The 24,744-nt window shown below is 65.7% G+C and carries 19 protein-coding genes; 8 read left to right on the top strand and 11 right to left on the bottom strand.

All coding sequences use genetic code 11. The features are described from left to right. Positions 1 to 43 precede the first annotated feature (43 nt). From VFW45_12900 to VFW45_12890, 3 genes are all read right to left on the bottom strand, one after another. Positions 44 to 799, bottom strand: a complete 756-nt coding sequence (locus tag VFW45_12900; GenBank protein HEU5181681.1) for a CPBP family intramembrane glutamic endopeptidase — start codon at positions 797 to 799, stop codon at positions 44 to 46. Between the two features lie 12 nt (positions 800 to 811). After that, positions 812 to 991 (bottom strand): hypothetical protein, encoded by a 180-nt coding sequence (locus tag VFW45_12895; GenBank protein ID HEU5181680.1) that lies wholly within the window; start codon positions 989 to 991, stop codon positions 812 to 814. 86 nt (positions 992 to 1,077) lie between these two features. Beyond that, entirely contained in the window at positions 1,078 to 1,431 is a 354-nt protein-coding gene (locus VFW45_12890; protein ID HEU5181679.1) for a hypothetical protein, read from the bottom strand. A 79-nt stretch (positions 1,432 to 1,510) separates the two neighbouring features. On the opposite strand from VFW45_12890, the gene VFW45_12885 reads away from it, so the two are divergent. From VFW45_12885 to VFW45_12875, 3 genes are all read left to right on the top strand, one after another. Then, the gene (locus VFW45_12885) at positions 1,511 to 1,876 is read left to right on the top strand and encodes a metallopeptidase family protein (protein HEU5181678.1); all 366 of its coding nucleotides are present in this window, start codon (positions 1,511 to 1,513) and stop codon (positions 1,874 to 1,876) included. Positions 1,877 to 1,973: 97 nt separating this feature from the next. Beyond that, a complete protein-coding gene (locus VFW45_12880) occupies positions 1,974 to 3,224 on the top strand; it encodes a LeuA family protein (GenBank protein HEU5181677.1) in 1,251 nt (416 codons plus the stop codon). After that, a complete protein-coding gene (locus VFW45_12875) occupies positions 3,221 to 3,655 on the top strand; it encodes a hypothetical protein (GenBank protein HEU5181676.1) in 435 nt (144 codons plus the stop codon). Before VFW45_12880 ends, VFW45_12875 begins: the two co-directional genes overlap by 4 nt. Positions 3,656 to 3,673: 18 nt before the next feature. Here the strand turns inward: VFW45_12875 and VFW45_12870 are convergent, their stop codons facing one another. After that, positions 3,674 to 3,880 carry a hypothetical protein gene (locus tag VFW45_12870; GenBank protein ID HEU5181675.1) on the bottom strand — a complete coding sequence of 69 codons (207 nt, stop codon included), beginning with the start codon at positions 3,878 to 3,880 and terminating at the stop codon, positions 3,674 to 3,676. A 150-nt stretch (positions 3,881 to 4,030) separates the two neighbouring features. Here VFW45_12870 and VFW45_12865 point away from each other — a divergent pair, with 150 nt between their 5' ends. Then, the gene (locus tag VFW45_12865; protein HEU5181674.1) at positions 4,031 to 4,762 is read left to right on the top strand and encodes an MBL fold metallo-hydrolase; all 732 of its coding nucleotides are present in this window, start codon (positions 4,031 to 4,033) and stop codon (positions 4,760 to 4,762) included. Between the two features lie 12 nt (positions 4,763 to 4,774). Here the strand turns inward: VFW45_12865 and pruA are convergent, their stop codons facing one another. Both pruA and VFW45_12855 read right to left on the bottom strand, forming a co-directional pair. Beyond that, positions 4,775 to 6,325 (bottom strand): L-glutamate gamma-semialdehyde dehydrogenase, encoded by a 1,551-nt coding sequence (gene pruA / locus VFW45_12860; protein ID HEU5181673.1) that lies wholly within the window; start codon positions 6,323 to 6,325, stop codon positions 4,775 to 4,777. Positions 6,326 to 6,406: 81 nt separating this feature from the next. Further along, positions 6,407 to 7,132, bottom strand: coding sequence for a hypothetical protein (locus VFW45_12855; GenBank protein HEU5181672.1), 726 nt, complete (start codon positions 7,130 to 7,132; stop codon positions 6,407 to 6,409). Between the two features lie 140 nt (positions 7,133 to 7,272). On the opposite strand from VFW45_12855, the gene VFW45_12850 reads away from it, so the two are divergent. Continuing rightward, positions 7,273 to 9,309, top strand: a complete 2,037-nt coding sequence (locus VFW45_12850) for a cation:proton antiporter (protein HEU5181671.1) — start codon at positions 7,273 to 7,275, stop codon at positions 9,307 to 9,309. Positions 9,310 to 9,313: 4 nt separating this feature from the next. Here VFW45_12850 and VFW45_12845 read toward each other — a convergent pair whose 3' ends face one another. Continuing rightward, positions 9,314 to 9,823 carry a hypothetical protein gene (locus tag VFW45_12845; protein HEU5181670.1) on the bottom strand — a complete coding sequence of 170 codons (510 nt, stop codon included), beginning with the start codon at positions 9,821 to 9,823 and terminating at the stop codon, positions 9,314 to 9,316. Positions 9,824 to 10,106: 283 nt separating this feature from the next. Between VFW45_12845 and VFW45_12840 the strand changes: the two genes are divergently transcribed. After that, a complete protein-coding gene (locus VFW45_12840) occupies positions 10,107 to 12,995 on the top strand; it encodes a VCBS repeat-containing protein (GenBank protein HEU5181669.1) in 2,889 nt (962 codons plus the stop codon). Positions 12,996 to 13,117: 122 nt separating this feature from the next. Here VFW45_12840 and VFW45_12835 read toward each other — a convergent pair whose 3' ends face one another. Next, complete coding sequence (locus tag VFW45_12835; GenBank protein HEU5181668.1) at positions 13,118 to 14,104, bottom strand: D-2-hydroxyacid dehydrogenase; 987 nt, start codon at positions 14,102 to 14,104, stop codon at positions 13,118 to 13,120. Positions 14,105 to 14,294: 190 nt separating this feature from the next. Between VFW45_12835 and uvrA the strand changes: the two genes are divergently transcribed. Together uvrA and VFW45_12825 are read left to right on the top strand one after the other, a co-directional pair. Continuing rightward, positions 14,295 to 17,177 carry an excinuclease ABC subunit UvrA gene (uvrA, locus tag VFW45_12830; GenBank protein HEU5181667.1) on the top strand — a complete coding sequence of 961 codons (2,883 nt, stop codon included), beginning with the start codon at positions 14,295 to 14,297 and terminating at the stop codon, positions 17,175 to 17,177. A gap of 322 nt (positions 17,178 to 17,499) precedes the next feature. Next, complete coding sequence (locus VFW45_12825; protein ID HEU5181666.1) at positions 17,500 to 17,808, top strand: hypothetical protein; 309 nt, start codon at positions 17,500 to 17,502, stop codon at positions 17,806 to 17,808. Here VFW45_12825 and VFW45_12820 read toward each other — a convergent pair. The 3 genes from VFW45_12820 to VFW45_12810 form a co-directional block, all read right to left on the bottom strand. Then, on the bottom strand, positions 17,805 to 19,208 hold the full coding sequence (locus VFW45_12820) for an amino acid permease (protein HEU5181665.1): 1,404 nt from the start codon (positions 19,206 to 19,208) through the stop codon (positions 17,805 to 17,807). The genes VFW45_12825 and VFW45_12820 overlap by 4 nt on opposite strands. Then, positions 19,205 to 21,100, bottom strand: a complete 1,896-nt coding sequence (locus VFW45_12815) for a M61 family peptidase (protein ID HEU5181664.1) — start codon at positions 21,098 to 21,100, stop codon at positions 19,205 to 19,207. The genes VFW45_12820 and VFW45_12815 overlap by 4 nt, the downstream gene beginning before the upstream one ends. 152 nt (positions 21,101 to 21,252) lie before the next feature. Next, positions 21,253 to 24,744, bottom strand: a 3,492-nt coding sequence (locus VFW45_12810) for a carboxypeptidase regulatory-like domain-containing protein (protein ID HEU5181663.1), incomplete at its 5' end; no start/stop codon positions are given.

Raw genomic sequence — 24,744 nt, 5'->3', positions numbered from 1 at the left:
TTCCCGCCCCGGACCCGCAGCGACCCTGCTCTCGACTGCTTGCTTACCGGGATCCGGACGCGAGCGCGACCAGCGGAACAAGGTTCAACAGGTAATGCGCCAGGATGGGCGCGGTCAAGGATCCCGTTTTCTCGAAGAGCCAGCAGAAGCCCAGCCCGGCCACCGTGGCGAACAGCGACCAGGCGATCGCCGCCCCCCACGGATAATCGGGAGCCAGCAGCCCGAGCTGGGTCGCGTGACGGAACCCGAAAAGCAGCGATGAAACGGCCGCGGCGGCCGCCACCCCCCACCGGCCGCGCAGCGACCGATAGAGGTATCCGCGGAAGAAGATCTCCTCTCCGAATCCCGCCCATAGGAAGATCACCGCAAGGTACCAGAACTGGATCTTCCCCAAGCTAGTCTTCCAATGCGTCGCCGCGGTGCTCAGCATCGCCTGCAGCGCCGCGGAGGTGTCGTAGGCCGGACTCGAAGTCAGCTCCGGCGCAACCCCGGAGGCCTGGAGAAGCTTCGGATAGAGCGCCCCGCTCCAGGCGACGGAGAACAGCTGCAAGCCGATGGCGAGGGCGACGAGGGTGATCCAGGGGCCGGTCTTAAGCTTTTTCACGTGGACGAAAGGAAGGCCGCCGACTCCCATGGGGAGGCAGGTGGTCAGCCAGATGTAGATGAAATAGAAGGGCGCCCAGGGGGCCACGGTGTTCTCGAGAAGCGCCACCCCGAGGAACAGGAGCGTGATGGTGATGGCCGGAGCCGGCGCAACGAGATCCTGGAAGCGCGCCGCGGGTCGGGTAACCGCCGTCATCGGGACGCCCTCTCAGGGGGTGGGATTGGCACTGCGTGCCGGGCTGGAGGTCCCGCGCCCGGCGAGCCGCTTCCTGGCCTCGTCGATTTGCCTTTGCAGCTCCGCGATCTCCCGCCTGCGGCGCTCGATCTCGGGCTGGTATTCCCGCCGGATCTCCTCGCGGGCCGATTCCAGCGCTTCGCGCTCCGTCATCGAGCTGCGGCAAGCGGCAGGCGCCATCCAAGCGGCCAGGGACGCCGCGAGGAGGAGCCGGCTCGGCCTGCTTCCCGCCACCGGCCTCAGCCGCCTCCCGCCGCTTCCGCTTCCCGCAGTCGGCGCAGCTCGCCTTCGAGAGACTCGATGGTGCGGTCCATGGCGTCCAGCGTGCGCTTCATGGCCTGGCGGGTCTCGGCCCGGGCCCGATCGAGGGCCGGCTTGCTCACCTGCACTCCGCGGTACCAGACCTTCTTGCTCTCGCGTCCGATCGTCCGGCCGGCCTGCGCCGCTTCCTGTCCCACCGCCTTGCCCGCCTGCCCGACCGCCTTTCCCATCTTCTTGAAGGAGTCCTTCACCGAGTCGTCGGCCCGCAGATTTCCCGAGCAGACCGCCGCGCCCAGAGCGAGAACCGCCAGGATCGTTCCGACTCTTCTCATCTGGCCTGCCTCCGGCGTAGAATCTTTCAGGGCCGCATCCCCCGCGAGCCCCGCCGATTTTAGCAGAAGGAACCAAGCCATGCGCCGCGCCGATTTCCGGCGGCTGGTCTCCGAGGCCCTCGAAGACCTTCCCGCCGAGTTCATGGAGAAGATGAACAACGTCGAGATCGTCGTGGAGGGAATGCCGACCCTGGATCAGGAGGAGCTGTCCGAAGGGGGCGAGGAGGACGGTCTGCTCATGGGTCTTTACGAAGGCACTCCTCTGACCGAGAGGGGCGCCGATTACAGCTCGCTCCCGGATCGGATTACCCTGTTCCAGGACAACATCGAGGCGGTGTGCGAAAGCGAGGAGGAGATCCGCGATGAGGTCCGGACCACCGTGCTGCACGAGATCGCGCACCATTTCGGAATGGGAGAGGAGCGCCTCGAGGAACTGGATTATTGACACGCCCGCCCCGCGCTCCCTATAATCGTCACATCCCCGAATGTTGACTCAGCGCCCAACCGATGCCCGACCCAGGCGCTGACCCACCGGGACCAGGATGCCTGAAAAACCTGATATCAATCGCGAAGGATTGATCTACGACTGGAACCGCGCCGGGACCGAGCCGGCGCCGCGCGGGCGCGTCCAGCTGGACGACGAGACCCTGCGGGACGGGATCCAGGGACCCTCGGTCGTCGACCCGGGCATCGACGAGAAGCAGGAGCTCCTGCTGCTCATGGACGCGCTCGGAATCGACACCGCCGACATCGGGTTGCCGGGGGCCGGAGCGCGCGCGGTCGAGGACGTCACCGCCCTCAGCAGCTTCATCCGCGACCGCCATCTGAAGCTCAAGCCGAACTGCGCCGCCCGCACCATCCAGCGCGACGTGGAGCCGATCGCCCGCATCTCGCAGAAGGTCGGGATCCCGATCGAGGCCTGCCTGTTCATCGGCTCCTCACCGATCCGCCTCTATTCCGAGGACTGGACGCTCGACACCCTCCTGCGCCACACCGAGGAATCGATCACCTTCGCGGTGAAGGAGGGACTGCCGGTGATGTACGTGACCGAGGACACCACGCGCGCCGATCCCGAGGCGCTGCGGGCCCTCTATTCGACGGCCATCCGCTGCGGCGCGCGCCGCCTCTGCGTCTGCGACACCGTGGGTCACGCCCTTCCGGAGGGAGTGGACCGTCTGGTGCGCCACGTCGTCGGCATCGTCGAGGAAGCGGGAGATGAAGAGGTCGGGGTCGACTGGCACGGACACCGGGATCGCGGCATGGCGGTGGCCAACACCCTCGCCGCCCTGCGTGCCGGCGCGACGCGCGTGCACGGCTGCGCCCTGGGAGTCGGCGAGCGCGCCGGCAACACGCCGATCGATCTTCTCCTGGTCAATCTGAAGCTGCTGGGCTGGATCGATCGCGACCTGACGCGCCTGGGCGATTATTGCGCCGCCGCCGCGCGCGCTCTCAAGGTGACGATCCCGCGCAACTACCCGGTGGTGGGCAGCGACGCGTTCGAGACCGGCACCGGTGTGCACGCGGCCGCGGTCATCAAGGCCTTCCGCAAAGGAGACGAGTGGCTGGCCGACCGGGTCTACTCCGGCGTCCCCGCGGCCGATTTCGGCTTGAAGCAGCGCATCCGGATCGGCCCGATGTCGGGGAAATCCAACGTCACCTGGTGGCTCGAGGAGCACGGGATCCCGGCCAGCCCCGAGACGGTGGAAAGGATCTTCAACGCCGCCAAGCAGTCCAGCCGGCTCCTGGAAGACGATGAGATCCAGGCCCTGGCGGCCGGGGGAGTGAAGCGATGAGCCCGCGCCCACCCCGCCTCGGCGACGTGGTCGACGACTGGTGCTCCCGCTGCCGGCTGCTGATGAACCACGGCGTCGTCGGCCTGGTGCGCGGGGAGATCGGCAAGGTCCGCTGCCTCACCTGCTACTTCGAACATCCCTTCCGGCACGGGCGTGCCGGCAAATCCAACGATAGGAAGAAGCGCGAGATGAAAAAACTGTTCGATCAGGTCCTTCGGAGCAAGGCCCCAGCCGCCGCCGCGGTTGCGGAGAAGCACCGCCCTCCGGTCAGCGGGCGCAAGGTCCGGATTGCCCGCCCCGAGGCGCGTGAAGATCACCCGCACCTGCAGCGCAAGTCGGATCCTCCCGCCGCCACCCTTCCTCCCGCCCCCAAGGACAAGGGAAAGGTGGCCTCCTGGCGCCGCGCCTGGGAAGATCGCCTCAAGAAATAGGAAGGATTTGAAGGAAGGTCAGGCTTCGTCGTCGGCCGAGTCGTTCTCGATCTGATCCCACGACAGAATCCCCTCGTCCACCAGCGACTCGAGGGCCTCCAGGAAATCCTCCGATCCCCGCTCTCCCGGAATCTGGTGAACGGCGTCGGTGACCTCCTGGCAGACCTGCCGGGGCGTCATGTTACGGAAACGCTCCAGCGTTGCGGGGTCGAACTTGACAGGCATGCAGACCTCCTGGCTCGTCCGGGTCGTCCCGGTGCGTCGACATCGCGTCTTTGACGGGAAGGCGCATGGAGCCTAGTCGATCCGCGCGCTCTCGGTCAACCCGGGCCGCTCGTGCGATAATCCTGCGCGACCCTGCGGCGGAGGTTTTTCTTGAGCCAATCCCCGAACGATTCACTCTATTTCCGGCAGCTGCTGGCGGGGCGCGATTTCGCCGTCTCGGACCCGGTGGCGGGCCAGATGGTGAACTTCGTCTACCTGATCGGCGACGCGAAGACCCGCGAATGCCTCCTGGTGGATCCCGCCTGGGACGTGGAGTCGCTGGTCCGGATCGCGCAGGCCGACGACATGAAGGTGATCGGCGCGCTCGGGAGCCACTACCACCCCGATCATCTGGGCGGCGACATGATGGGCTTCTCGGTGGAGGGAGCCCGCAAGCTCCTGGAGCTGGTTCCCGTCAAGATCCATGTGCACGAGAAGGAAATCCCGTGGGTCAAGCGGGTCACCGGACTTTCCGATTCCGATCTCGCAGCGCACGCCGGGAGTGACACGTTGAAGGTGGGATCGATCCCGATCCAGTTCGTCCACACCCCCGGCCACACGCAGGGAAGCACCTGCTTCCTGGTCGGCGGCGATCGCCTGGTGGCCGGCGACACGCTGTTCGTCGGGAGCTGCGGGCGGGTGGACCTGCCGGGGAGCGATCCGGAGGAGATGTATCGCAGCCTGACCCAGCGCCTGTCGAAGCTCCCCGACGACGTCACCCTCTACCCGGGGCACGACTACGGAGACTCCCCCACTTCCACGCTGGGAGAGCAGCGCCGCTCGAACTACGCCATGCGCGTCCCGACGCTGGACCAGTGGCTTTCGATGATGGGCCGCGGCTGAAAGCCGCGGGTCCTAGCGGATTGCCTCGGAAATTGCCTTCGCCTGCAGGAAGAGAAGAAGGTAGTCCCTGCCGCCCGCCTTCGAGTCGGTGCCCGACATATTGAATCCCCCGAAGGGATGGACTCCCACCAGGGCGCCGGTGCACTTCCGGTTGAGATAGAGGTTGCCGACGTGCAGGACGTCTTTAGCCTCCTCCAGTCGGTCGCGATCCTCCGAATAGAGGGAGCCGGTGAGACCATATTCGGAGTCGTTCGCCATCTTCACCCCCTCCTCGTAGCTGGAGGTGGGCAGAATCGCCAGGACGGGGCCGAAGATCTCCTCGCGCGCGATGCGCGCGCCCGGCTTGATGTCGCCGAAGACCGTCGGCTGGATGAAGAACCCCTCCCCGGGCGCCTTCTCCCCTCCGGCCAGGAGCTTCCCTTCCGATTTGCCGACCTCGATGTACTCGAGGATCTTCTTCTGCGCGCCGGCGTTGATCACCGGGCCGACCTGCGTCTCCGATGACTCGGTCGGCCCGACCCTCAGGGTCCGCGTCTTCTCGACCACCCGCCGGACGACCTCGTCGTAGAGGCTGCGGTGGACGATGGCGCGCGAGCAGGCCGAGCACTTCTGCCCCTGGTAGCCGAAAGCGGCCGCCACGATGCCTGAGGCGGCTGATTCGGGATCGGCCGTCTCGTCCACCAGGATGAAATCCTTGCCGCCCATCTCCGCCACGACACGCTTGATCCAGATCTGCCCGGAGCGCGGCTTCGCCGCTTTCTCGTTGATTCCCAGCCCCACCTCCTTCGAGCCGGTGAAGCTGACGAAGCGGACACGCGGGTTTTCCACCAGGAAGTCGCCGATGGTGCCGCCGCTGCCGGTGAGGAAGTTGACCACCCCCGGTGGCAGCCCCGAATCCTCCAGCGCGGTCATGAAGCGGGCAGCGATTGCCGGCGCATCGCTGGAAGGCTTCAGGATAACGGTGTTGCCGGTGACAATCGCAGCGGTCGTCATCCCCGCCATGATGGCCAGCGGGAAGTTCCAGGGCGGCACCGCCAGCCCCACCCCGAGCGGCACGTAACGCAGCTCGTTTTTTTCGCCCGGAATGCGTGTCAGCGGATGATCCGCCGCGTAGCGCAGCGCCTCGCGCCCGTAGAATTCCAGGAAATCGATCGCTTCGGCCGTGTCGCCGTCGGCCTCGGGCCACGACTTCCCGACCTCCAGGACCATCAGCGCCGAGAACTCATGCTTTTGCTCGCGCAGGAGGGCCGCGGTGCGGAACAGCAGCTCGGCCCGGCGTTCCGGAGTCTCGCGTTTCCAGGTGCCGAAGGCCTTCTCGGCAGCCTCCAGAGCCAGCTCCGCCTCACGCACTCCGGCCGACTGGAACTTCCCGATGATCTGCGACGGCTGGGAAGGGTTGATCGAATCGAAGGTCTTGCCGACTTTGACGCTCTTGCCGCCGATTCGCAGCGGATGCTCGCGCCCCAGATCGCCTCGCACCTTCGTCAGGGCGGCCTCGAAGGCTTCGCGGTTTTCCGGTTGGGTGAAATCGGTGAGCGGCTCGTTCCTGAATTCCGCGCGCATGTTCACGGGCTCCTTGGATGGATTCGATGGGCGAGAATTCTAGCATTGCGGCGCGCGGCGCCGCAAAACACGAGGCCGGCTCTATTCGTCGCCCCAGGCGGGGGCCGAGAGTGCCTCGAGGAAGGCGGAGCGGCCGCCCTTGTAGGCCGGCTCGCCGTGTGAGACGAGGACGAGGTCGAAATCGAGGTCGGCCAGGCGGCGCAGCGACTCGCGGAAGCGCGTTCGGTAGGCCCGTTTCCCTTCGGGTGTGTCGGCGGCCCAATGCTTCGGCGGAACCCTCAATCGTCCGCCTCCCACGCCGATGAGGGCGTCGGCGCAGATCAGGGCGCGCCGGGAGGCAATGTGGAAGACGGTCTCTCCCGGGCAGTCCAGTCCTTCGACCCGGTACGCCTTCACGCCGCCCGCCAGCGAAGCTCCCTCGTCGAAGGCCCCCGTCACTTTCCCCTCCAGCAGCGGGATGGCCTCTTCGGGCGCCCACAGCTCGGCGCCGGGACGCTCGCGGTAGCGCTCCAGGAATAATCCGGCATCCCGCTCGTGATAATGATTGCCGAGCAGGATGTTCACTGGCATGCCGACCCGCGCCACGTCCCGGTCGAGGGCTTCCCAGAAACGCCGCCTATCGTCGCCTCCCTCGGGAGGCGCGAGGGGATCGAACAGGATGATGCCCCCTCCTTCCTGCTTCCCCGCCTCAAGGTAGACGCAGCCGACGAACTGGCCCCAGCCGCCGGGGCGGTCCTTCTCCGGCACCCACGCCGGATGCGGCGCGGTCCAGCGCCAGAATCCTTCCTGGATCTTGTGAATTTCCATCATCGCCTCGAGTTTGCCGGGACCCTGGCGAGCCTATCCCGCAGCGCCGGGGCCGTCAAGGAGCGGGAAAATACCGGCCGTTCTTGTGCTAGGCTAGCAGCGAGCGCGCGCCCTCCCCGCGCGGTCCCCAAGAGGGATGGATGATCCAGCCGCCCCCGCTGCTGTGGGAACTGTTCGTCATCTTCGCTCTCTCCATCGCCGTCGTCTTCGTCTTCCAGAAATTGCGCCTCCCCGTCCTGGTCGGATTCCTGGCCACCGGCGTGATCTTTGGCCCGCACGGCGTCGGCCTGATCCGGCGCAGCGAGGATGTGGAGACGCTGGCGGAGATCGGCGTCATCCTGCTGCTGTTCACCATCGGCATCGAGTTCTCCATCTCGCGCCTGGCGCGCATGCGACGCGAGGTGCTCCTCGGCGGACCGCTCCAGGTGTTCGGCACGGCGCTGGTGGCGATCCTGGCCGCCCTCCCGTTCGGCGTCCCCTGGACCGAGTCGATCGTCGTCGGCTTCCTGCTCGCCTTCTCCAGTACCGCCATCGTCCTGCGGGTCTTCGCCGAGCGCGGCGAGCTGGTCACGCCGCCGGCCCGTGTCTCTTTGGGGCTGCTCGTCTTCCAGGACCTCTGTGTGGTGCCGGTCATCCTCTTGATTCCGCTGCTCTCCGACTGGGGCCGGCAGACACCGCTCAAGCTCCTGCAGGTCATGGGCGTCTCGCTCCTCGCGGTCGGCGCCATCTTGCTGCTGGCCCGCTTCGCCATTCCGCCTTTCCTGCGGCTGGTGGTCGGGACGCGCAGCCGCGAAGTCTTCCTGATCTCGGTCATTCTGGTGGTCCTGGGGACCGCCTTCGCCAGCTCGCTGGCCGGGCTTTCGCTGGCGCTCGGGGCCTTCATCGCGGGGCTGGTGGTCTCTGAGTCGGAGTACGGCATCCAGGTCCTCTCCGACATCCTCCCCTTCCGCGACTCGCTGAACTGCCTCTTCTTCGTCTCCATCGGCATGCTCATGGACGTGCGCTTCGTCGCCCAGAATGCCTGGGGTCTGGCGCTGCTGCTCCTGCTGGTCATCGGAGTGAAGTTCCTGATCGTCACGCCGGTCGTCGGCTTTCTCGGCTATCCGATCCGGGTGGCGACGCAGACCGGCGTGTCGCTCGCGCAGGTGGGAGAGTTCTCCTTCGTCCTGGCACTGTCGGCGCGCGAGTTCAGCCTCCTGTCCGACGGTGTGTACAAGACCTTCCTCGCCGTGAGCGTCCTGTCGATGATCATCGCGCCGTTCCTGATGCGGCTCTCGGGAACGGTGGGGCGGAGCCTGGAAGGTCTCCCCAATCTGAAGCGCTACTTTCCCGGGCGGACCGGCGACGCACCGGCCGGCGAGATCTACTCGGCCGAGGCGCGGCCCGTCCTGATCGTCGGCTTCGGACTGAACGGCCGGAACCTGGCGCGGGTGTTGCGGCGGATGGAAATCCCTTACCGAGTCCTGGAGCTGAATGCCGAGAAGGTTCGTGCCTCGGCGCGCGAAGGAGAGCCGATCGTCTACGGCGATTCGACCAGCCGCGAGATCCTGTCGAAGATCGGGATCCGCTCGGCTCGCTCCATGGTGGTGGCGATCTCCGATCCGGCCGCCACGCAGCGCACCGTGCAGCTGGCGCGCGGGCTGGCGCCCAATCTGCCGATTCTGGTACGCACGCGCTACGTCACCGAGATCGACGAGCTCTACAAGCTGGGAGCGGACGAGGTGATCCCGGAGGAGCTCGAGGCTTCGGTGGAAGTCTGCAACCGGCTGCTGCGGCGCGTCGGCATCCCCGGGAACGTGATCGGCAAGGAGCTGCGCGGCATCCGGGAGGAGCGCTACGGCATGTTCCGCGACCAGACGCCGAGCATCGCGAAGATATCGGACCTGCCGGAAGGGATTCTCGAATCCAACGTCGAGACGCACACGCTGCTGCCGGGCGCCTGGGCCCTGGGCCACAGCCTGCGGGATCTCGATCTACGCGCCGCCACCGGAGCTTCGGTGATCGCGGTGATGCAGGAGCGCGAAGTCTTCGCCAATCCCGACCCCGACACCCCCCTGAGCGAGAAGGACACCGTCATCCTTCTCGGGAACCAGGATCAACTCGCCCTCGCCTGCCATCTCCTGGACCTGGGCCCCGAGGGATCTCCGGTGCGGCAAGCGGCCCCCGCCGGGGGTTGAGGCACTACGCCGCGACCACGGCCGCGTCCCCCTCCGCCAGGACCCTCAGATACCAGCCGAGCAACACGAGGATCGGAACGTCGCCGTCCCGCTCATCGGCCAGCTCGACGGTGGCGCAGCCATGGAGGAATCCTTCCAGACGGAAGCGGACCTTTTCGTTCCCGGCATGGTCGAGGAAAACCCAACGGCAGCCCCAGAAGCTGAGACGCTTCCATTGATAACGCCGGCCGTCCTCCAGCTCCAGAAGCCCGTCGCCGCTCCAGCCATACCGGAAAATCCCTGCAGCCGCTTCGGTTCCGGGCCTTCTCAGCGTCACCATCGCCTTCAGGAGTCCATGACGACGGAAGCTCCAGACCGACCCGAGGATTTCGCCTCGAGCCTGGCTGCCGAGCACGCTTTGCCACTCGAGGCTTCCGAAGCGCTGGTCTTCCCTGCACAGCTCGAATCTGCGGCTGAAAATGCCGAGCTTCTTCCACTTCATTCCTGCCTGCGGAAGTTCGGGCTGCGGTCTCATGGTCATGCTCCCCAAATGCCGTCCGTCGACGGCTGCTGCGTCAAATTCAGACTTTCTCTTGTGTACGCAAGACGTTATGAGAGGGTTCACGGGTTTGTGTGACAGGGGGGTGACACTCGGCTTCCGACAGCCGGGTTCCCGGCTTGGTGCTGCTCAATACCCGCGGTAGGTCGCCTTTTTTGCGCCGCTCGATTCCCCTGAGCGTATATTCTCCACAGGCTATGCAGAACGCTCGTCGGGGCATTCCGCAGAAAACGCTCGAGTTCACGTAAAGGAATTTGGGATGAATCACCACCCGTCCCTCGGGCTCGTCCACCTTTCGATTCGACCCCTCTTGATTGCAGGCTTCCTCTTATTGCCCGGGACGGGCGTCCTCAGCGGCGCCCCTCTGTTCCCCGACCCTGTCTTTCCTGTCGGGCTGGGTCCGGCAAGCGTGGCGACGGCCGATTTCAACGGCGACGGCAAAAGCGACCTCGTGACCGCCAACTCGGTCTCCAACGATCTCTCGATTCTGTTGGGCCGCGGGGATGGCGAGTTCGAGCCTGAGCGACGGATCGCCATCGACCTGTTCGGCCATCCCACTTACGCCGCCGCGGCTGATCTGAACGCCGACGGCAAGACGGATCTCGTCGTGACCTACAATCCCAATGCTCTCCTGGTTTTCCTCGGCGCGGGGAATGGAAGCTTCGTCCTGGACAACACCTACGCGGTCACCGAAATCTCTCCCAGCTTCGTGACGGTGGCCGATCTGAACCTCGACGGGGTTCCGGATCTGGCGGTCGCCAGCGCCACCCCGTCCGTCGCGGTGTTTCTCGGCCAGGGAGACGGGACCTTTCAGCCCGAGACCCTTTTCCCCGCGGGAGCAGACGCCTATTCACTTGCCGTCGCCGACTTCAACGTCGACGGCTCTCCCGACATCCTGATCGCCGCGATTGGCAGCGGGGCAGCCGTGCTGTTCGGCAACGGCCACGGCCAGTTCGACCCTCCGGTCTTGCCGGGCGAGGGAACGGGGTTGCTGGTGGAGCCGTCAGGGGGAACCTCCGTCCTCTCCCAGGATTTCAACCGTGACGGAAAGCCCGATCTGGTGACAAGCGACCCTCGCAGGCAGCTGGTATCCGAGCTCCTGGGAGACGGGGAGGGCGGCATTCTGCAACAAGTCGTCATCAGCATCGAGACGGGGTTCGCCGCGTCCCCTTGGCTGGAAGCATCCGATTTCAATGGCGATGGCCTGACGGATCTCGTGACCTCGGTGGGCGTGCTGTTCAGTCACGGCGATGGGACCTTCGATCCGCTCGTACCTTTCACACCGATTACCGGGCCCCTGGATATCCAGCGGTCCTACTACCCGCACCTGGGTGGAGGAGCCGTCGCCGACTTCAACGGCGATGGATCTCTCGATTTGGCGGGTACCGACAAACCAGGCGGCGACGTCGTGATGCTCCTGCTCAGCGACCGTCTTGCACACCCGGGCCCCCGCGCCTACGTAACGGAAAACCGTGCTGACTCCATCCTTGCCGGCGATGATTTCAACGGTGATGGCTTGACCGACCTGGCCAGCGCCGACACGAGGGCAGCGTCCATCGCCATCCTTCCAGGAAGAGTGGACGGCACCTTCGATCCTGAATACGAGATTCCCTCCGAGCTGGGAATCGCGAGTCTCGTCTCGGGCGACTTCGACGGCGATGGCAAGACCGACCTTGCCTACTCCACTCCTCCCGGCACATCCGTGTTCATGGCCCGAGGCCTGGGCGACGGAAACTTCGCGCCGCGAGTGGAAACCATGATCAGCTTCGCTCCCGATACTCTGGTGACCGGCAATTTCAGCGCGGATGGCAGGACCGACCTGATCGCGTTTCGGACCCATGCCGGCCAGATGCTGGTCCTGCTCGGGGATTCGGACGGGACCTTCGATGTGAGCGACGTCATCCGCCCGTTGAATCCCTCGGCCGCCGCCGTCGGCGATTTCGATGCCGACGGACGGCAGGATATCGCGGTGGCCTACCCGGACAGCCGGAGCGTCACCATCTTCCCGGGACTCGGCGACGGCACCTTTGCAACCGGCGGTTCCTTTGTTGCCGGCTCTCACCTGACCTCTTTGACGATCGCCGATTTCAACGAGGACAGCTTGCCGGACCTGGCCGCAGGTCATGCCAGCGGGCCGATAATCTGTCCCGCGGTACTGCTTCCATGCGTCGACGGCCAGGGGACAGTCTCAATCCTGCTCGGAATGGGTGACGGAACGTTCGGGGCGGAATCCCGCCATGACCTGAATTCCAGCATCCTGAGAACGGCTGATTTCGACCAGGACGGGCACCGAGACCTGCTTGGCGACGCATCGACAATCCTGTTCGGGACCGGCGACGGGACCTTCGACGGCCTCAGGCAGTTTGCCCGTCTGGCCTCAAACCCCGGAGGGGTCATCATCGATGACTTCAACCGGGATGGTTGGCCAGACGTCGCCTTCGCGCGCGGTGACATCATCGTCGACCTCAGCCTCGGAGCCGGGGCCGGCGGATCGCTCGCTGCACACGCCGGCGAGGACATGGATATCGAGTGCGCGGGTCCCGACGGGGCGGAGGTGATGCTCGATGGATCGACGTCCAGCGGAAGCATCTCCACTTTCGAATGGTTCGAGGATTTCGGGCAGCCTGGCCAGAGGCTTCTCGGCACGGGCGTGACGCTTCACGCGACCCTGGGGCTCGGCGCTCACCACATCACACTGCGCGTGGCCGATCCCGCGGGGACCCATGCCACCGACGAGATCATCGTGACGGTCGCCGACACCGTGGCCCCGACGCTCACCGTCGACCTCACACCGCATCTGCTGTGGCCCGCCAACAACAAGATGGTGGACGTGATCGCCCGTGTCCAGGCGACCGACGCATGCGGGGGAAGAGTCGAGGTGAAGCTGGCTTCGATTCAAAGCGGTGGGCCCGCCTCCCGAGCCAACCGATCGTCCACGAGCAACGTGAGCGGCGCCGAGCTGGGGACTGCCGATTTCGCCTTCCAGCTGCGCGCGGTGAAGTCATCTTCCAAGCAGGGCGCCGCCTATCTCGTGACCTACACCTCGACCGACGCCGCCGGCAACCAGTCGAGCGCCACCGGAACAGTTATCGTTCCTCACGATCATCGGGACATTCCAAGGACTGCCTCCGGACCGTCCTCTCCCTGATCGTAGAAAGAAGTGTCAGCGAAGCAGGAGGCTCGCCGGCCGAACGGTTACCGACTGCCGTTCAGCCGCCGGCCGTCTTCTGGCCGGTCGGCTGTAAGGGCAGTTATTTCTGATTCGCGACACTAATAGCCTGCTTTCTTGTCGACCTCGTGGAGGAGCGTCTCGCCTTTGAGGTAGCGGCCGAGGTTGACGATGAACAGGGATGTGGCCCTATCGAGGTAGTTGGGATGGAGCCCGCCGATGTGCGGCGTCAGGACCACGTTGGGCATGCGGTAAAGAGGTGAATCGGCCGGCAGCGGCTCCTGCTCGAAGACGTCCAGCCCCGCGCCGGCCAGGCGTCCCGATTGCAGGGCTTCGATCAGCGCCGCCTCCCGGACGAGCCCGCCCCGCGCGATATTCACCAGGACCGCCGTGGGCTTCATCGCCGCCAGCCTCTTCTCGTCCAGGATCCCGCGCGTTTCGGAAGTGAGCGGGAGGGTTACGGCCAGATAATCGGCCGAGGCCAGGAACGCCTCCATCTCCCTGGGAGAGAAGACCCGATCGGCAAGCGGCTCCTCCTCGACCCGGTGCCGCTTCAAGGCGTGCACCCGCATCCCGAAGGCCCGGCCGCGGCGCGCCAGCTCCCTGCCGATGCTCCCGAACCCTAGAATGCCCAGTGTCTTCCCGTCCAGCTCCACCGGCATCGGATCGGCGTCGAAGAAGTGCGTCCGGATCCACTTCGTGCTCCCGTCTCGGATTGCCACCGCCAGGCCGCGCGAGAAGGCCAGGACCATCCCGAAGGCATGATCCGCCAGCGCCGCCGAGGAGATGCCGCGCGAGCAGGTGATCCGTATCCGAGATTCGACCAGGGCCCGGTAGAGAGAATCCTCCACACCGGCCGAGGGGATGTGAATCCACTTCAAGCAGCGCGCCAGGGGAAAGTGCTTCTCGGGGAGGGACCAGCCGTAGAGGATCTCCGCCTCGGGCAGGTGCCGCAGCGATTCCTCCTTGTCGCGCGCCGCGACCACGTCGAGCTCGGGGAAGCGCTCGCTCAGCAGTTTCGGGTATTTGGGATCCAGGTCCCAGATCTTATGGGGGGAGACCAGGAAAATCAGCACCTTCTTGGACATCGGGGCATCCTATCAGATGCCGGGACGACCCTTTGGCGTTACCCCGCCCCGAAATCCGGTTGAGGCGCTGCCCCCGGCATCGGCGTGTCTCCAAAGCCCTTGTTCGCCAAGGAATTCCCCGGATTCGGGGGAATCCAGGGCTCTTCCCGGCGGTTTGACTCTCTTCGAAACCGGGTGCTATAAGACGCGGATGCCGCAGGAATTCATCGTCATCAAGGGTGCTTCCGAGCACAACCTGAAGCACATCGACCTGACCCTTCCCCGGAACCGGCTCATCGTGGTCACGGGCCTGTCCGGGTCGGGCAAATCGTCCCTCGCCTTCGACACGATCTACGCCGAAGGGCAGCGGCGCTACGTCGAGTCGCTCTCCGCCTACGCCCGCCAGTTCCTGGAACAGATGGAGAAGCCCGAGGTCGAGCTGATCGAGGGGCTCTCTCCCGCCATCTCCATCGAGCAGAAGACCACCAGCCGCAACCCGCGCTCGACCGTTGGGACGGTCACCGAGATCTACGACTACCTGCGCCTGCTGTTTGCGCGCGTCGGCGTACCCCACTGCCATCGCTGCGGCCGGGCCATCTCCTTCCAGACGGTACAGCAGATCGTCGACCAGGTGCTGGCGATGCCGGCCGGCACGCGCCTGATGGTCCTCTCACCCATCGTCCGGGGACGCAAGGGGGAATACAAGAAAGACCTCCAGGCGATGATGAGCAAGGGTTTCGTCCGGGCGCGCATCGACGGCAAGGTGGTGGAGCTGTCCGACGACATCGATCTGGACAAGAAGCGCAAGCACAGCATCGAGGTGGTCGTCGACCGCCTCGTCCTGAAGGAAGAGATCAAGACGCGGCTGACCGATTCGATGGAGACGGCCCTGCAGCTCGCCGAGGGGCTGGCGATGGTCAACCTGCCCGACGCGGGCAAGGACCTGCTCTTCTCGGAGAAGCTGGCCTGCACCCATTGCGGCATCTCGGTCCCCGACCTGGCGCCGCGCGCCTTTTCCTTCAACTCACCCTATGGCGCCTGCCCCGAATGCGACGGACTCGGCGCGCGCATGGAGATCGATCCCGGCAAGATCATCCCCGACCCCGCGAAGTCGATCCTGGAAGGATGCGTCGAGTGGACCTTCGGCTTTTCCACCTCGATGCTCAAGATGGCGGCGACCGCGCTGTCGAAGATCCACAAGTTCAACCCGCGCTCACCCTGGCAGGAGCTTCCGAAGAAAATCCAGGACCTGCTGCTCCATGGGACCGGCAGCAAGGAGCTCGACTTCGAATACGTCGAGAACCGCAACCGCTACTACTTCCGGCGCGCCTATGAAGGGATCGTCCCGAACCTGATGCGGCGCTACCGGGAGACCTCCTCGCCCGGCATCCGCGAGGCGATCGAGGCCTACATGTCGATGCACCCCTGCACCGTCTGCGGCGGCAAGCGGCTGAAGCCGGAGAGCCTGGCGGTGAAGCTGTCGGGGAAGAGCATCACCGATTACACGTCGCTGACGATCCAGAAGGCCCTCGAGGCCTTCGCGACGCTTCCCTTGAACGAGAAGGAGCGCTTCATCGCGCACCGCGTCCTGAAGGAGATCCGCGAGCGGCTCGGCTTCCTGGAGAATGTCGGCCTTGGCTACTTGACGCTCGATCGGACCGCGGCGACGCTCTCGGGCGGCGAAGGCCAGCGGATCCGGCTGGCGACGCAGATCGGCTCTCGCCTGACGGGAGTGCTCTACGTGCTGGACGAGCCCTCCATCGGGCTGCACCAGCGCGACAACCGCAAGCTGCTGGACACCCTGTGCTCGATGCGCGATCTGGGGAACACCGTCATCGTCGTGGAGCACGACGAGGAGACGATCCGCTCGGCCGACCATGTGGTCGATCTGGGTCCGGGCGCGGGGGCCGACGGCGGACGGGTGGTAGCCCAGGGGACTCCCGCCGAAATCGAGAAATCCCCCGACTCCCTCACCGGCAAGTACCTTTCGGGCCGGCTGCGCATCGAGATTCCGTCGCGCCGCCGCATCTCCGACGGCCGCGCCATCGTCATCGAGGGGGCGGAGGAGAACAATCTGAAGCGAATCGATGTGCGCTTCCCGCTCGGGATGCTCACCGCCGTGACCGGCGTCTCCGGCTCGGGCAAGAGCACGCTGGTCAACGAGGTCCTCTACAAAGCGCTGTCGAAGAAGCTCTACAAGACGCTGGACCGGCCGGGAAAACACCGGCGGCTGCTGGGCGCCGAGCAGATCGACAAGGTGATCGACATCGATCAATCCCCCATCGGCCGGACACCGCGCTCGAACCCGGCCACCTACACCGGTCTGTTCACGCCGATCCGCGAGATGTTCTCCAACGTCCCGGAGTCGCGCGCCCGCGGCTATCTTCCCGGCCGCTACTCGTTCAACGTCAAGGGAGGGCGCTGCGAGGCGTGCGAGGGGGACGGCATCATCAAGATCGAGATGCACTTCCTGCCCGACCTCTACGTGACCTGCGAGGAATGCAAAGGACACCGCTACAACCGCGAGACCCTGGAGATCCGCTACAAGGGGAAGACCATCGCCGAGGTCCTGGAGATGTCGGTGACCGAAGCGCTGGAGTTCTACAAGCCGGTGACTTCCATCGCCTCCAAGCTGGAGACGCTTGCGGCGGTCGGTCTGGGCTATATCAAGCTGGGGCAGTCGGCCACGACGCTTTCGGGCGGCGAAGCGCAGCGCATCAAGCTCTCCAAAGAGCTGTCGCGCCGCAGCACCGGGCGCACGTTCTACGTCCTGGACGAGCCGACCACCGGTTTGCACTTCGAGGACATCAAGAAGCTGCTGGGCGTCTTGAACTCGCTGGTGGAAGGGGGCAACACCGTCGTGGTGATCGAGCACAACCTCGACGTGATCAAGACCGCCGATCACATCATCGACCTGGGCCCCGAAGGCGGCGACGGCGGTGGCGAGGTGATTGCCGAAGGCACTCCCGAGCAAATCTCCCGCGTCGATCGCTCTGCCACCGGCCGCTTCATCGGCCGTCTCCTCGCCCGCAACGGCCGCAAGGCCTCCTCCCGCCGCGTTTCCGAAGCCAACCCCGTCGAAACCCTCCGCTGACATCCTCTTCCCATTCCCGAGATCCGCTATCTGGGGTTGTGAAGACAATCCGTCGTGTATAGTTTGTAATCCCCGTTCAGGAGAGAAGTTATGACGCGTTCGCGCGAAGAGGAGCAACGTCACCGTGAAATGGAAGCGGCAAGCCGCGGCATGGACGAGCTTGCCGAAAAGCTCGGAGCTGGGATCCGGTGAAGGTAATCCGTGTCTTTCGAGACGCTCGTGCCGTGGGCGTTCGCGAGCCGAGGAATCGTTTTGCACCTCGAAAGAAGCAGCAGTGAATCAGACAATCTCCTCAACATGAACTGGCAAGGCCCAGTTACTGTTGTTCCATCTGCTGCTAGCCGCAGGTAGCAGTCCTTCATCTCTACAAATGGATATTCATCTCAAGGCGAGACAGTTCGAGTACCTTCGAAGCCTGGCAACCCTGTTTCCTGACACACTCGTGCGAGCTCTGGAAGAGGCTCGGAAGGTCACCCCGGGCACGTATTGCCTTTTCATTCCGCGCGAGATGGCCAAAGAGTTTGGTGATTCACTCACCTATTACCAGGCAAGAGTTGGATTCGATTCAGAATACAAGCTGACCGACGAAGGGAGGATGCTGGAGGACCTGATCGATCGTTTCAGAATCTAGGCAGTGAGGCGGTTCGCGCGGCGGACCCAGACGTAGACCGGGAGGCCGGCGATGAGGAGGAGGAATCCCCAGTAGACCGTTTCCTGGCCGGCGCCGGCGATGGCCCAGAAGGAGTAGAGGAAGGCCAGAAGCGCGATGGCGGTCGGGGCTGACTTCCGCAGTCCTCCTTCGACACCTTCTCGCCGGAGGATGACCCATTCGGCCGCTGCTGAAAAGAGATACGGCACCAGACAGGTCAGCGTCGCCAGCAGGATCGAGAAGGTAAACAGCTCGACGAGCTTGCGCGTGTAGTTGGCTGCGACCAGAAACGTGATCAGCAGGCTGGAGATGACCAGCCCCGCGACCGGAGTTCCCCGCTTCGATACCCGCCCGAAGATCGCCGGAAACAGTCCGTCGGCCGCCATGGCGAGGGGAATCTGGCCCTGCATCAGAATCCAGCCGTTGAGCGCCCCGAAGCAGGAGATCGCCGCGCCGATGCCGACGGCGTAGCCGGCCCAGCTCCCGGCCAGCAGCGTGGCAGCCTCCGCCAGCGGCGCTGTCGACGAGGCCAGCTGCGACGGCGCGATCAACCCCATCACGGCGACCGTGCTCGCGATGTAAAGGATGGCCGTCAGCGAGGTTCCCAGGATCGTCGCCCGGGGAATCGTCCGCCGCGCGTCGCGCACCTCGTTCGCCGGAATGGTCGCCGATTCCAGGCCGAGAAAAGCCCACAGCGTCAGAGAGACGGTGGCGGTCGCGGCTGCAAAGGTTCCCTTGCCGCTCGGATTGAAAGGCACGAAATGCGACGGGTCGAAGCGCAGCCAGCCGAAGATCGCGAGCGCCGCCAGGGGCAGGATCTTGAGAACGGTCGTCACCAGCTGCACCGCGCCGCCGGCGCGGACTCCGACGGCGTTGATCCCGGTGAGCGCCCAGACCGTGCCGAGGGCCGCCACGGCCGAGAGCGCCGGGCTCGTGGCCAGCGACGGGAAGAAGACGGTCAGATAGCTGATGAAAGCCACCGCCACGGCGGCGTTGGTCGCGAGGATCGAGATCCAGTAGCCCCACGCCGTCAGGAAACCCGCCAGATCTCCGAAGGCCTGGCGCGTGTAGGCGTACGGACCGCCGGCGCGCGGGTCGCGCCGGCTCAGGCTGCGATAGACCTGCGCCAGGCAGAGGGAGCCGGCCGCCGTAATCAGCCAGCCGACGATGCTGATGCCGCCGTAGGGCGCCAGCGACGCGGGGAGCAGGAAGATCCCCGAGCCGATCATGTTGCCGGCGACCAGGGCGACGCAGGTCCACAGCCCCAGCGCCCGGCCTGAAGCCGCCGAAGGCTGCGTCAGGGCTCCGCCCAGACGGATGGCCGGCGAGACGGTCCCCGGCTCGGGAATCCCCGCGGAGCCCGGCGTGGGGCGGTCGCTCAAGAGGCTCGGCTTTCGGTGATCTGCGACAGCAGATCCTTCTTCCCGGGAATCCGCTCGAGGCGGGGATACTTCGCGCCGTCCTTGTAATCGACACGGTAGGACTTGATGGCCTCGCCGTTTTCGACCACCAGATCTATCGGATGGTCCGACCCGGAGCTCTCAGCGACCGCCTCGCGAATCCGGTCCTTCGAATAGCGCATGCCGTTCACCGCGATGATCTTCATGCCGGGTCCCAGCCCCGCCTTGTAGGCGGGCTTGCTCATGATCATGTCCTTGATCGTCCCGTCCTCGCGGATCACCAGGCCGAGCGACGCGGTGAGGTCGACCTCTTTGCGCGACGCGTCGTAGTCCTTCTGCACCTCCGAAGGCTCCTTGGCGTAAATCAGCCGCCAGCCGCTGCGCGTCAGGCCCTCCAGCGGCGGGTAGGGGGAGGTCGATTCGACCCGTTGTCTCAGGAAGCTGCTCCAGTCGTACGGCATCACTTCGTCCAGCGTGGCGACCAGATCCTCGAAGGTGTAGGGGCGGACCTGGGGAGCGCCGCTCGCGCCCCCATGGAACAGTCGGCAGAAATCGGTGAGCGATTTCTTCCCGCCGGTCTTCTCGCGGATGAGGGTGTCGGCGTCGAGCCAGATGAGGACCGACTCGTCGTAGAAATCGGTGCCGCGGCGCCAGGACTCCCAGTCGTCGCGCGCCTCGAACAGCAGCTGCGCCGACAGCGCCGTGTCCTCCAGCGGGCGCCAGGCCCGACCCGTCTGGTTGGCGGCCCACTCGGCGATCAGCGCCAGCTTGTCGCGGAAGTCCTCCTGGGTCCACAGGCCGCTGCGGGCCGTCAGGATCTGCCCGAGATACTGCGTCAGCCCCTCGTAGACCCACAGCATCGAGGTGTCGAGCGGTCCCTGGAAGTCGTCGGTGACCATCGGCTCCGGCCGGCGGTACTTGCCGTTCCAGGAGTGGACGTACTCGTGCGGCAGGAGGGTGGCGCTCGATTTGGTCAGCTCCTCATCCAGCAGCATGCGCTCCTTCGTGCGGTCGTCGCTCGACTCGTGGTGCTCCAGTCCGAAGTGCGCGACGCCGTCGCTCAACGTGAGCAGGAACCGGTAGGAGTTGTAGTGGCGCGCGCCGAACAGCGCCTGCCCCTCCCGGACCAGGCGTCCCCACGACTCGCGTGTCTCGTGCTTCGGCTCCAGGGCTGCTTCGCTGTCGGCGGCCATCTCCACGAAGTGCGGCACGCCGCCCACGACGCCCAGGGGAATCTCCCGCATGTGCACGCCGCACAGCACGGGCGAGTCCACCAAAGTCTCGAGCGTCACCTCTCCGAAGCGCGTGGTGCGGCCGGAATGCGTGGCAATCGGCAGCGCCGTGGCCAGCTTCCACCCTTCCGGCAGCGTCAGGTTTGCCTTGTACTTGAGCTGGGAAATCGAGCTCCCGGCCGGATATAGCAGGACCTGGTTCCAGGCCAGGACCAGGAGATCGTCGGTCGAGGAGGCGGCCGAGCTGAAGCCTTCGACAGACGAGGGGGGCAGGATCGTGTCGAACGCCACCTCGAGCCGGCCGGCTCCGGAGGGCGCTTCGATTTGAAGCGTGTTCACGTCCTCGCTGACGTGCGACCAGCGGACCGGTTTCCCTTGGACAGTGACCTTGATGCCGGTCACGTCCTTGATGGGTCCGGTCGGGCCGTGCTCTCCCGGGATCCACTTGGGGTAGAGCAGCCGGACGTTGGGATCCCCGATGGCCATGGACATCTTGACGTGCAGGATCTTGCGCGGGACTTCCGACGCGTCGACCGACAGCTCGATGGGTCCCGAGGAGGACGCGGCGCCGCGCACTCCCCCCGCTGCGAGAACCATGAGAAGGACCAGGAACGCCGACCTTCTCCCGAGTAACGGATACATCCTCCCCTCCCCTGTAAGCGCGATTCAGCCCTCGACGCCCAAAGCCCGCGAACCGCTCTCTTCTGCCTTGCTGGGAAGCCGATACCCTACCATTGCTCGGGGGGCCGCGTGAAGCCGCCTGGCTCTCACTTCAAAAAACAGATTGAGACGGTTTACTCGCAGCTTCCCGAGAGAGGAACTCGGGGCTTGCTCGCGCTGGGGCTTCCGTACGAGCTTCCCATGCTGTCATGGTAGGCGACCAGGTAGAAGAAGACCTGGCCGGGCAGCGGGATCGTGGAGCCTTCGGGCTCCATGATGCTCGTTCCGGAACCGTGGACCAGGCAGGTCACGGGGCCGAGGTCGATGACCTGGGACCCCTCGCTCAAGTTGGCGGCGTTCCCTCGGATCAGGCTGTAGGATGCGGCGCCGATCACCGTGCTCCAGGAGAGGAGCGTCGAAGGCCCTTGAGGCATCAGCGTCAAGGACAAGGGATCGATCACGCCGCTTTGGTCGTGCGGAACGAAAACGGTGGCGCTGCTCGTCGTCACGTTGCCGGCGGCGTCGATTGCCGAATAAGCCAGGTTGTACGTTCGACCCGCGCCATCCCCGTTCCGCTCGGCCCGGATGGAGACATCCGCATCGGTCGACCCGGGTGAAGCGCCTTGGGTGTCTCCGCTCGTGTTTCCGTCACCGTTGCCCTGCGCGTCGTCAGGCTCGCTGCTCGTCACGGAGTCGAGCTGGACCTGCACCCCGGGGCAGTTGTCCGAGGCGCTCCAGGTCGCATGAGCGTCGATCATCTGGTGGTTCGGCGGCCAGAGGATCGAGGGTAGCGCGCCCACAGTCAAGGTCGGCGCCTCGACATCCCGCACCGTGACCTGGAAGCTGCAGGCACCCCCCGCGGTTCCCGAGACGTCGACCTGGGTATCCCCAACCGGGAAAAACGAGCCCGAGGAGGGGCTCGAATCGACCACACCGCAGGAGCCGCTCACGTCGGGCGCCGGATAGGAGACCTCGCTTCCGCACAGACCGGGTGCATTCGCGGCCGACATGTCATCGGGACAGGCGAGAGCGCAGGGCTGGCTGCAGCAGCGCGTCAACGTCAACAGCACATCGTCGATTCTCCAGATCGCGGCACCGGGTGAGGCAGCAGCGTCGAAGCCGGCCCTCCAGCGAATCTGGATCGTCTGCCCCAAGACGGAGCCAGGTAGCCGCAACCGGGTCGTGATGAATCCGGGCGACGCCTCGGAGCGGGTCCCGCTCCAGCCTTGCCGGCCGGCGAGAGGATTTCCACTCCCCACGGCGATGAGCCGGTTGTATCCCCCCTCGAGAAAGCTTCCCCCGGCCTCCAGAATGTCCATGAACGCGGCCCCGCCGATGCTGATCTCCAGGACCCCGCCGTCGTAGCCCGGCTCGAAGTTGTACTTGTTGCGGAAGCTCAGCTCCGCGAAGGCCCCGCCCGCGGCGACCGGGATGACCGGAGAATCGAGGCGATTGTCGGAAGCGGTCGTCGAGCCGAGCGTGAAGGCGCTGTTCGGAAGAGAGACCGAGTCAAACCCGGTGGCCCACAGCGGCGGCGTGGCTCCAAGGGGGCGCGTCGCGATCCACCCCGCGGGGAGCGCGGGCGCCCCGACGGAGTCGAAACCCTCCGAGAAGACGGTTTCCGCCGACCCGAGAGCGAGATGGAACGACCGCCGGCCGAGATCGACGGCGCCGTCATGAAGCTCGAGCGTCGCGTCGATCGGCCCGCCGCACTCACCCGAAGGCACGAATCGGAAGCTGCGCTCGACGCTCTCTCCGCCCGGAACGAGCGATCCGTAGGATTGCGCCGGGCCCGGGGCGAGGACTCCGCCTCCGGCCAGAAGCGTCGCCGTCAAGTCGGTCGTCGCCTGGTCTCCGACATTGCGCAACGGGAATCCGACGACGATCGTCTCGTCGGGATCGGGGGCGCCGTTTGAGGGAGCGCAGCTCTCCTCCTGCACCGAGGGGGGAGGCGCTCCGGCAATCTGTGCCCCGCAGCAGGTCAGAATCGAAAGCTTCACGTCGTCGATCCTCCATCCGGCGCCGGCCGCAGAGCCGGAAGCGTCGAACGCGGCCCGCCAACGCAGCCTGATGCCGTGTCCGGACGCCGAAGCGGGGAGCTCGACCCTCGTGAGAAAGAACTGTGAGCCAGTGACGGGGGTACCCGTCCAGGCATCGCGCCCCGCGATAGGGCTCGAGAAGCCTGTCGTGATGAACCCGTTGTATCCCCCTTCGAGGAAATGCCCGCCGCTCGCGAGGATGTCGGTGAAGGGCCCGCCGTCGAGGCTAATCTCCAGCACCCCGCCGTCGCGGTTGGCCTGCAGGCTGAAACTGCTCCTGAAGCTCAGCCGTGTCGTCACCGAGGGAATGGTGATCACCGGGGAATCGAGGCGGCTTTCCGAGACGGCGGCGGAGCTCAGGACGCCGGCGCCGTTGGGGGGCGAGACGAAGAAGCTGCTGGTTCTGGTCGTGCTCCAGGGAAGCAGCCCTGTTCCCAAGGTGGAGACGGTCCAGCCCGGCGGCAGAGCGGGCGCTGTCACGTCGTCGAAGCCTTCCCGGAAGATATCTCCGAGAGAGATTGGGAAGGAGACCGTGCCCAGATCTTCGGCTCCGTCCCGCAGCTCGAGCGTCGCGACGATCGATTCCCCGCAGCCGAGCGCCGGATCGACACGGAACGAGAAGGTCCTTCTCACGGCCGGACCGCCGGGAAGAATCGAGCCGTAGGACTGGGCCGGGGCCGTGGAGATCACGCCTCCCGTCGATAGCAGTATGGCGACGAGGTCCGAAGTGGCTCCCGTCCCCAGATTGTCGAGCGCGAAGAGGGCGGAAAGCGTTTCGCCTGGATCGGCTCCGCCGTTCGCGGGAGCGCAGCTTTCGGCCTCGAACGTCGGTATGGCATGCGGCACGATCACGGCGGCGGGCGCGAGGCAGAGGCTGGCGTCCGTCGCCTGGCCTCCCACCACGAGCAGACCCGACAAGGTAGCCGACGCGAGCAAGGGGCGGCTGGCGGTGATCTCGTAGGTTCCCTGAGGGAGCGTCATCGAGAAGCTTCCGGAGGAGGAGGTGCTACGGAAGTAGCCTCCCGGGACCTGGACCGAAGCTTCAGCAATCGGCGTCCCCGTGTCGCAGCGGGTGACGGTCCCCGCGAGAGTCCCCACGGGCGCGGGGGCGCAGCTCGGAAATTTGAAGCTTCCAATCCGGGTGAGCCAGCCGCTCGTCGAGGACTGCTGGCTGGCCAGGGTGTAGTACTCGTTGGTGTACCAGAAAGTGCAATCGTCCGAAGGGTCCACCGCCATGGCGCTGTAGTCGCCCCATCGTCCCGTTGTGACACGTTGCGAGCCGGTCCCGGCCACCAGCACCGCCTCCCCCTGGAACAGACCGTTGGGAGGATCGGTGGCCAGCCGCCCGGCCCATCGGATCGAAGGAAAGATCGAAGTGCTCGAGACGCTGTACCCGACGGCGATATCTCCCTGGCGGTCCTGGGCGGCGCTTCCCATCCAGCGGTTCTCCGAGTCAGGAGAGAAGGTGGCCGCCTCCGTCACCGAGAACGCTCCCGCAGGGAGCGGGCGCCGAAGCTCGTAATAGCGCACGGCCGCCTGGTGGCCCGCCGTGGTGGAGGGATCGACCCCGACGTTCACGGTGTGGTT

It is taken from the genome of Candidatus Polarisedimenticolia bacterium (genome assembly GCA_035764505.1).
GTDB lineage: Bacteria > Acidobacteriota > Polarisedimenticolia > Gp22-AA2 > AA152 > AA152.
The sequence above is the reverse complement of the archived record's forward strand: the minus strand, read 5'-3'. Positions and strand labels throughout refer to the sequence as shown.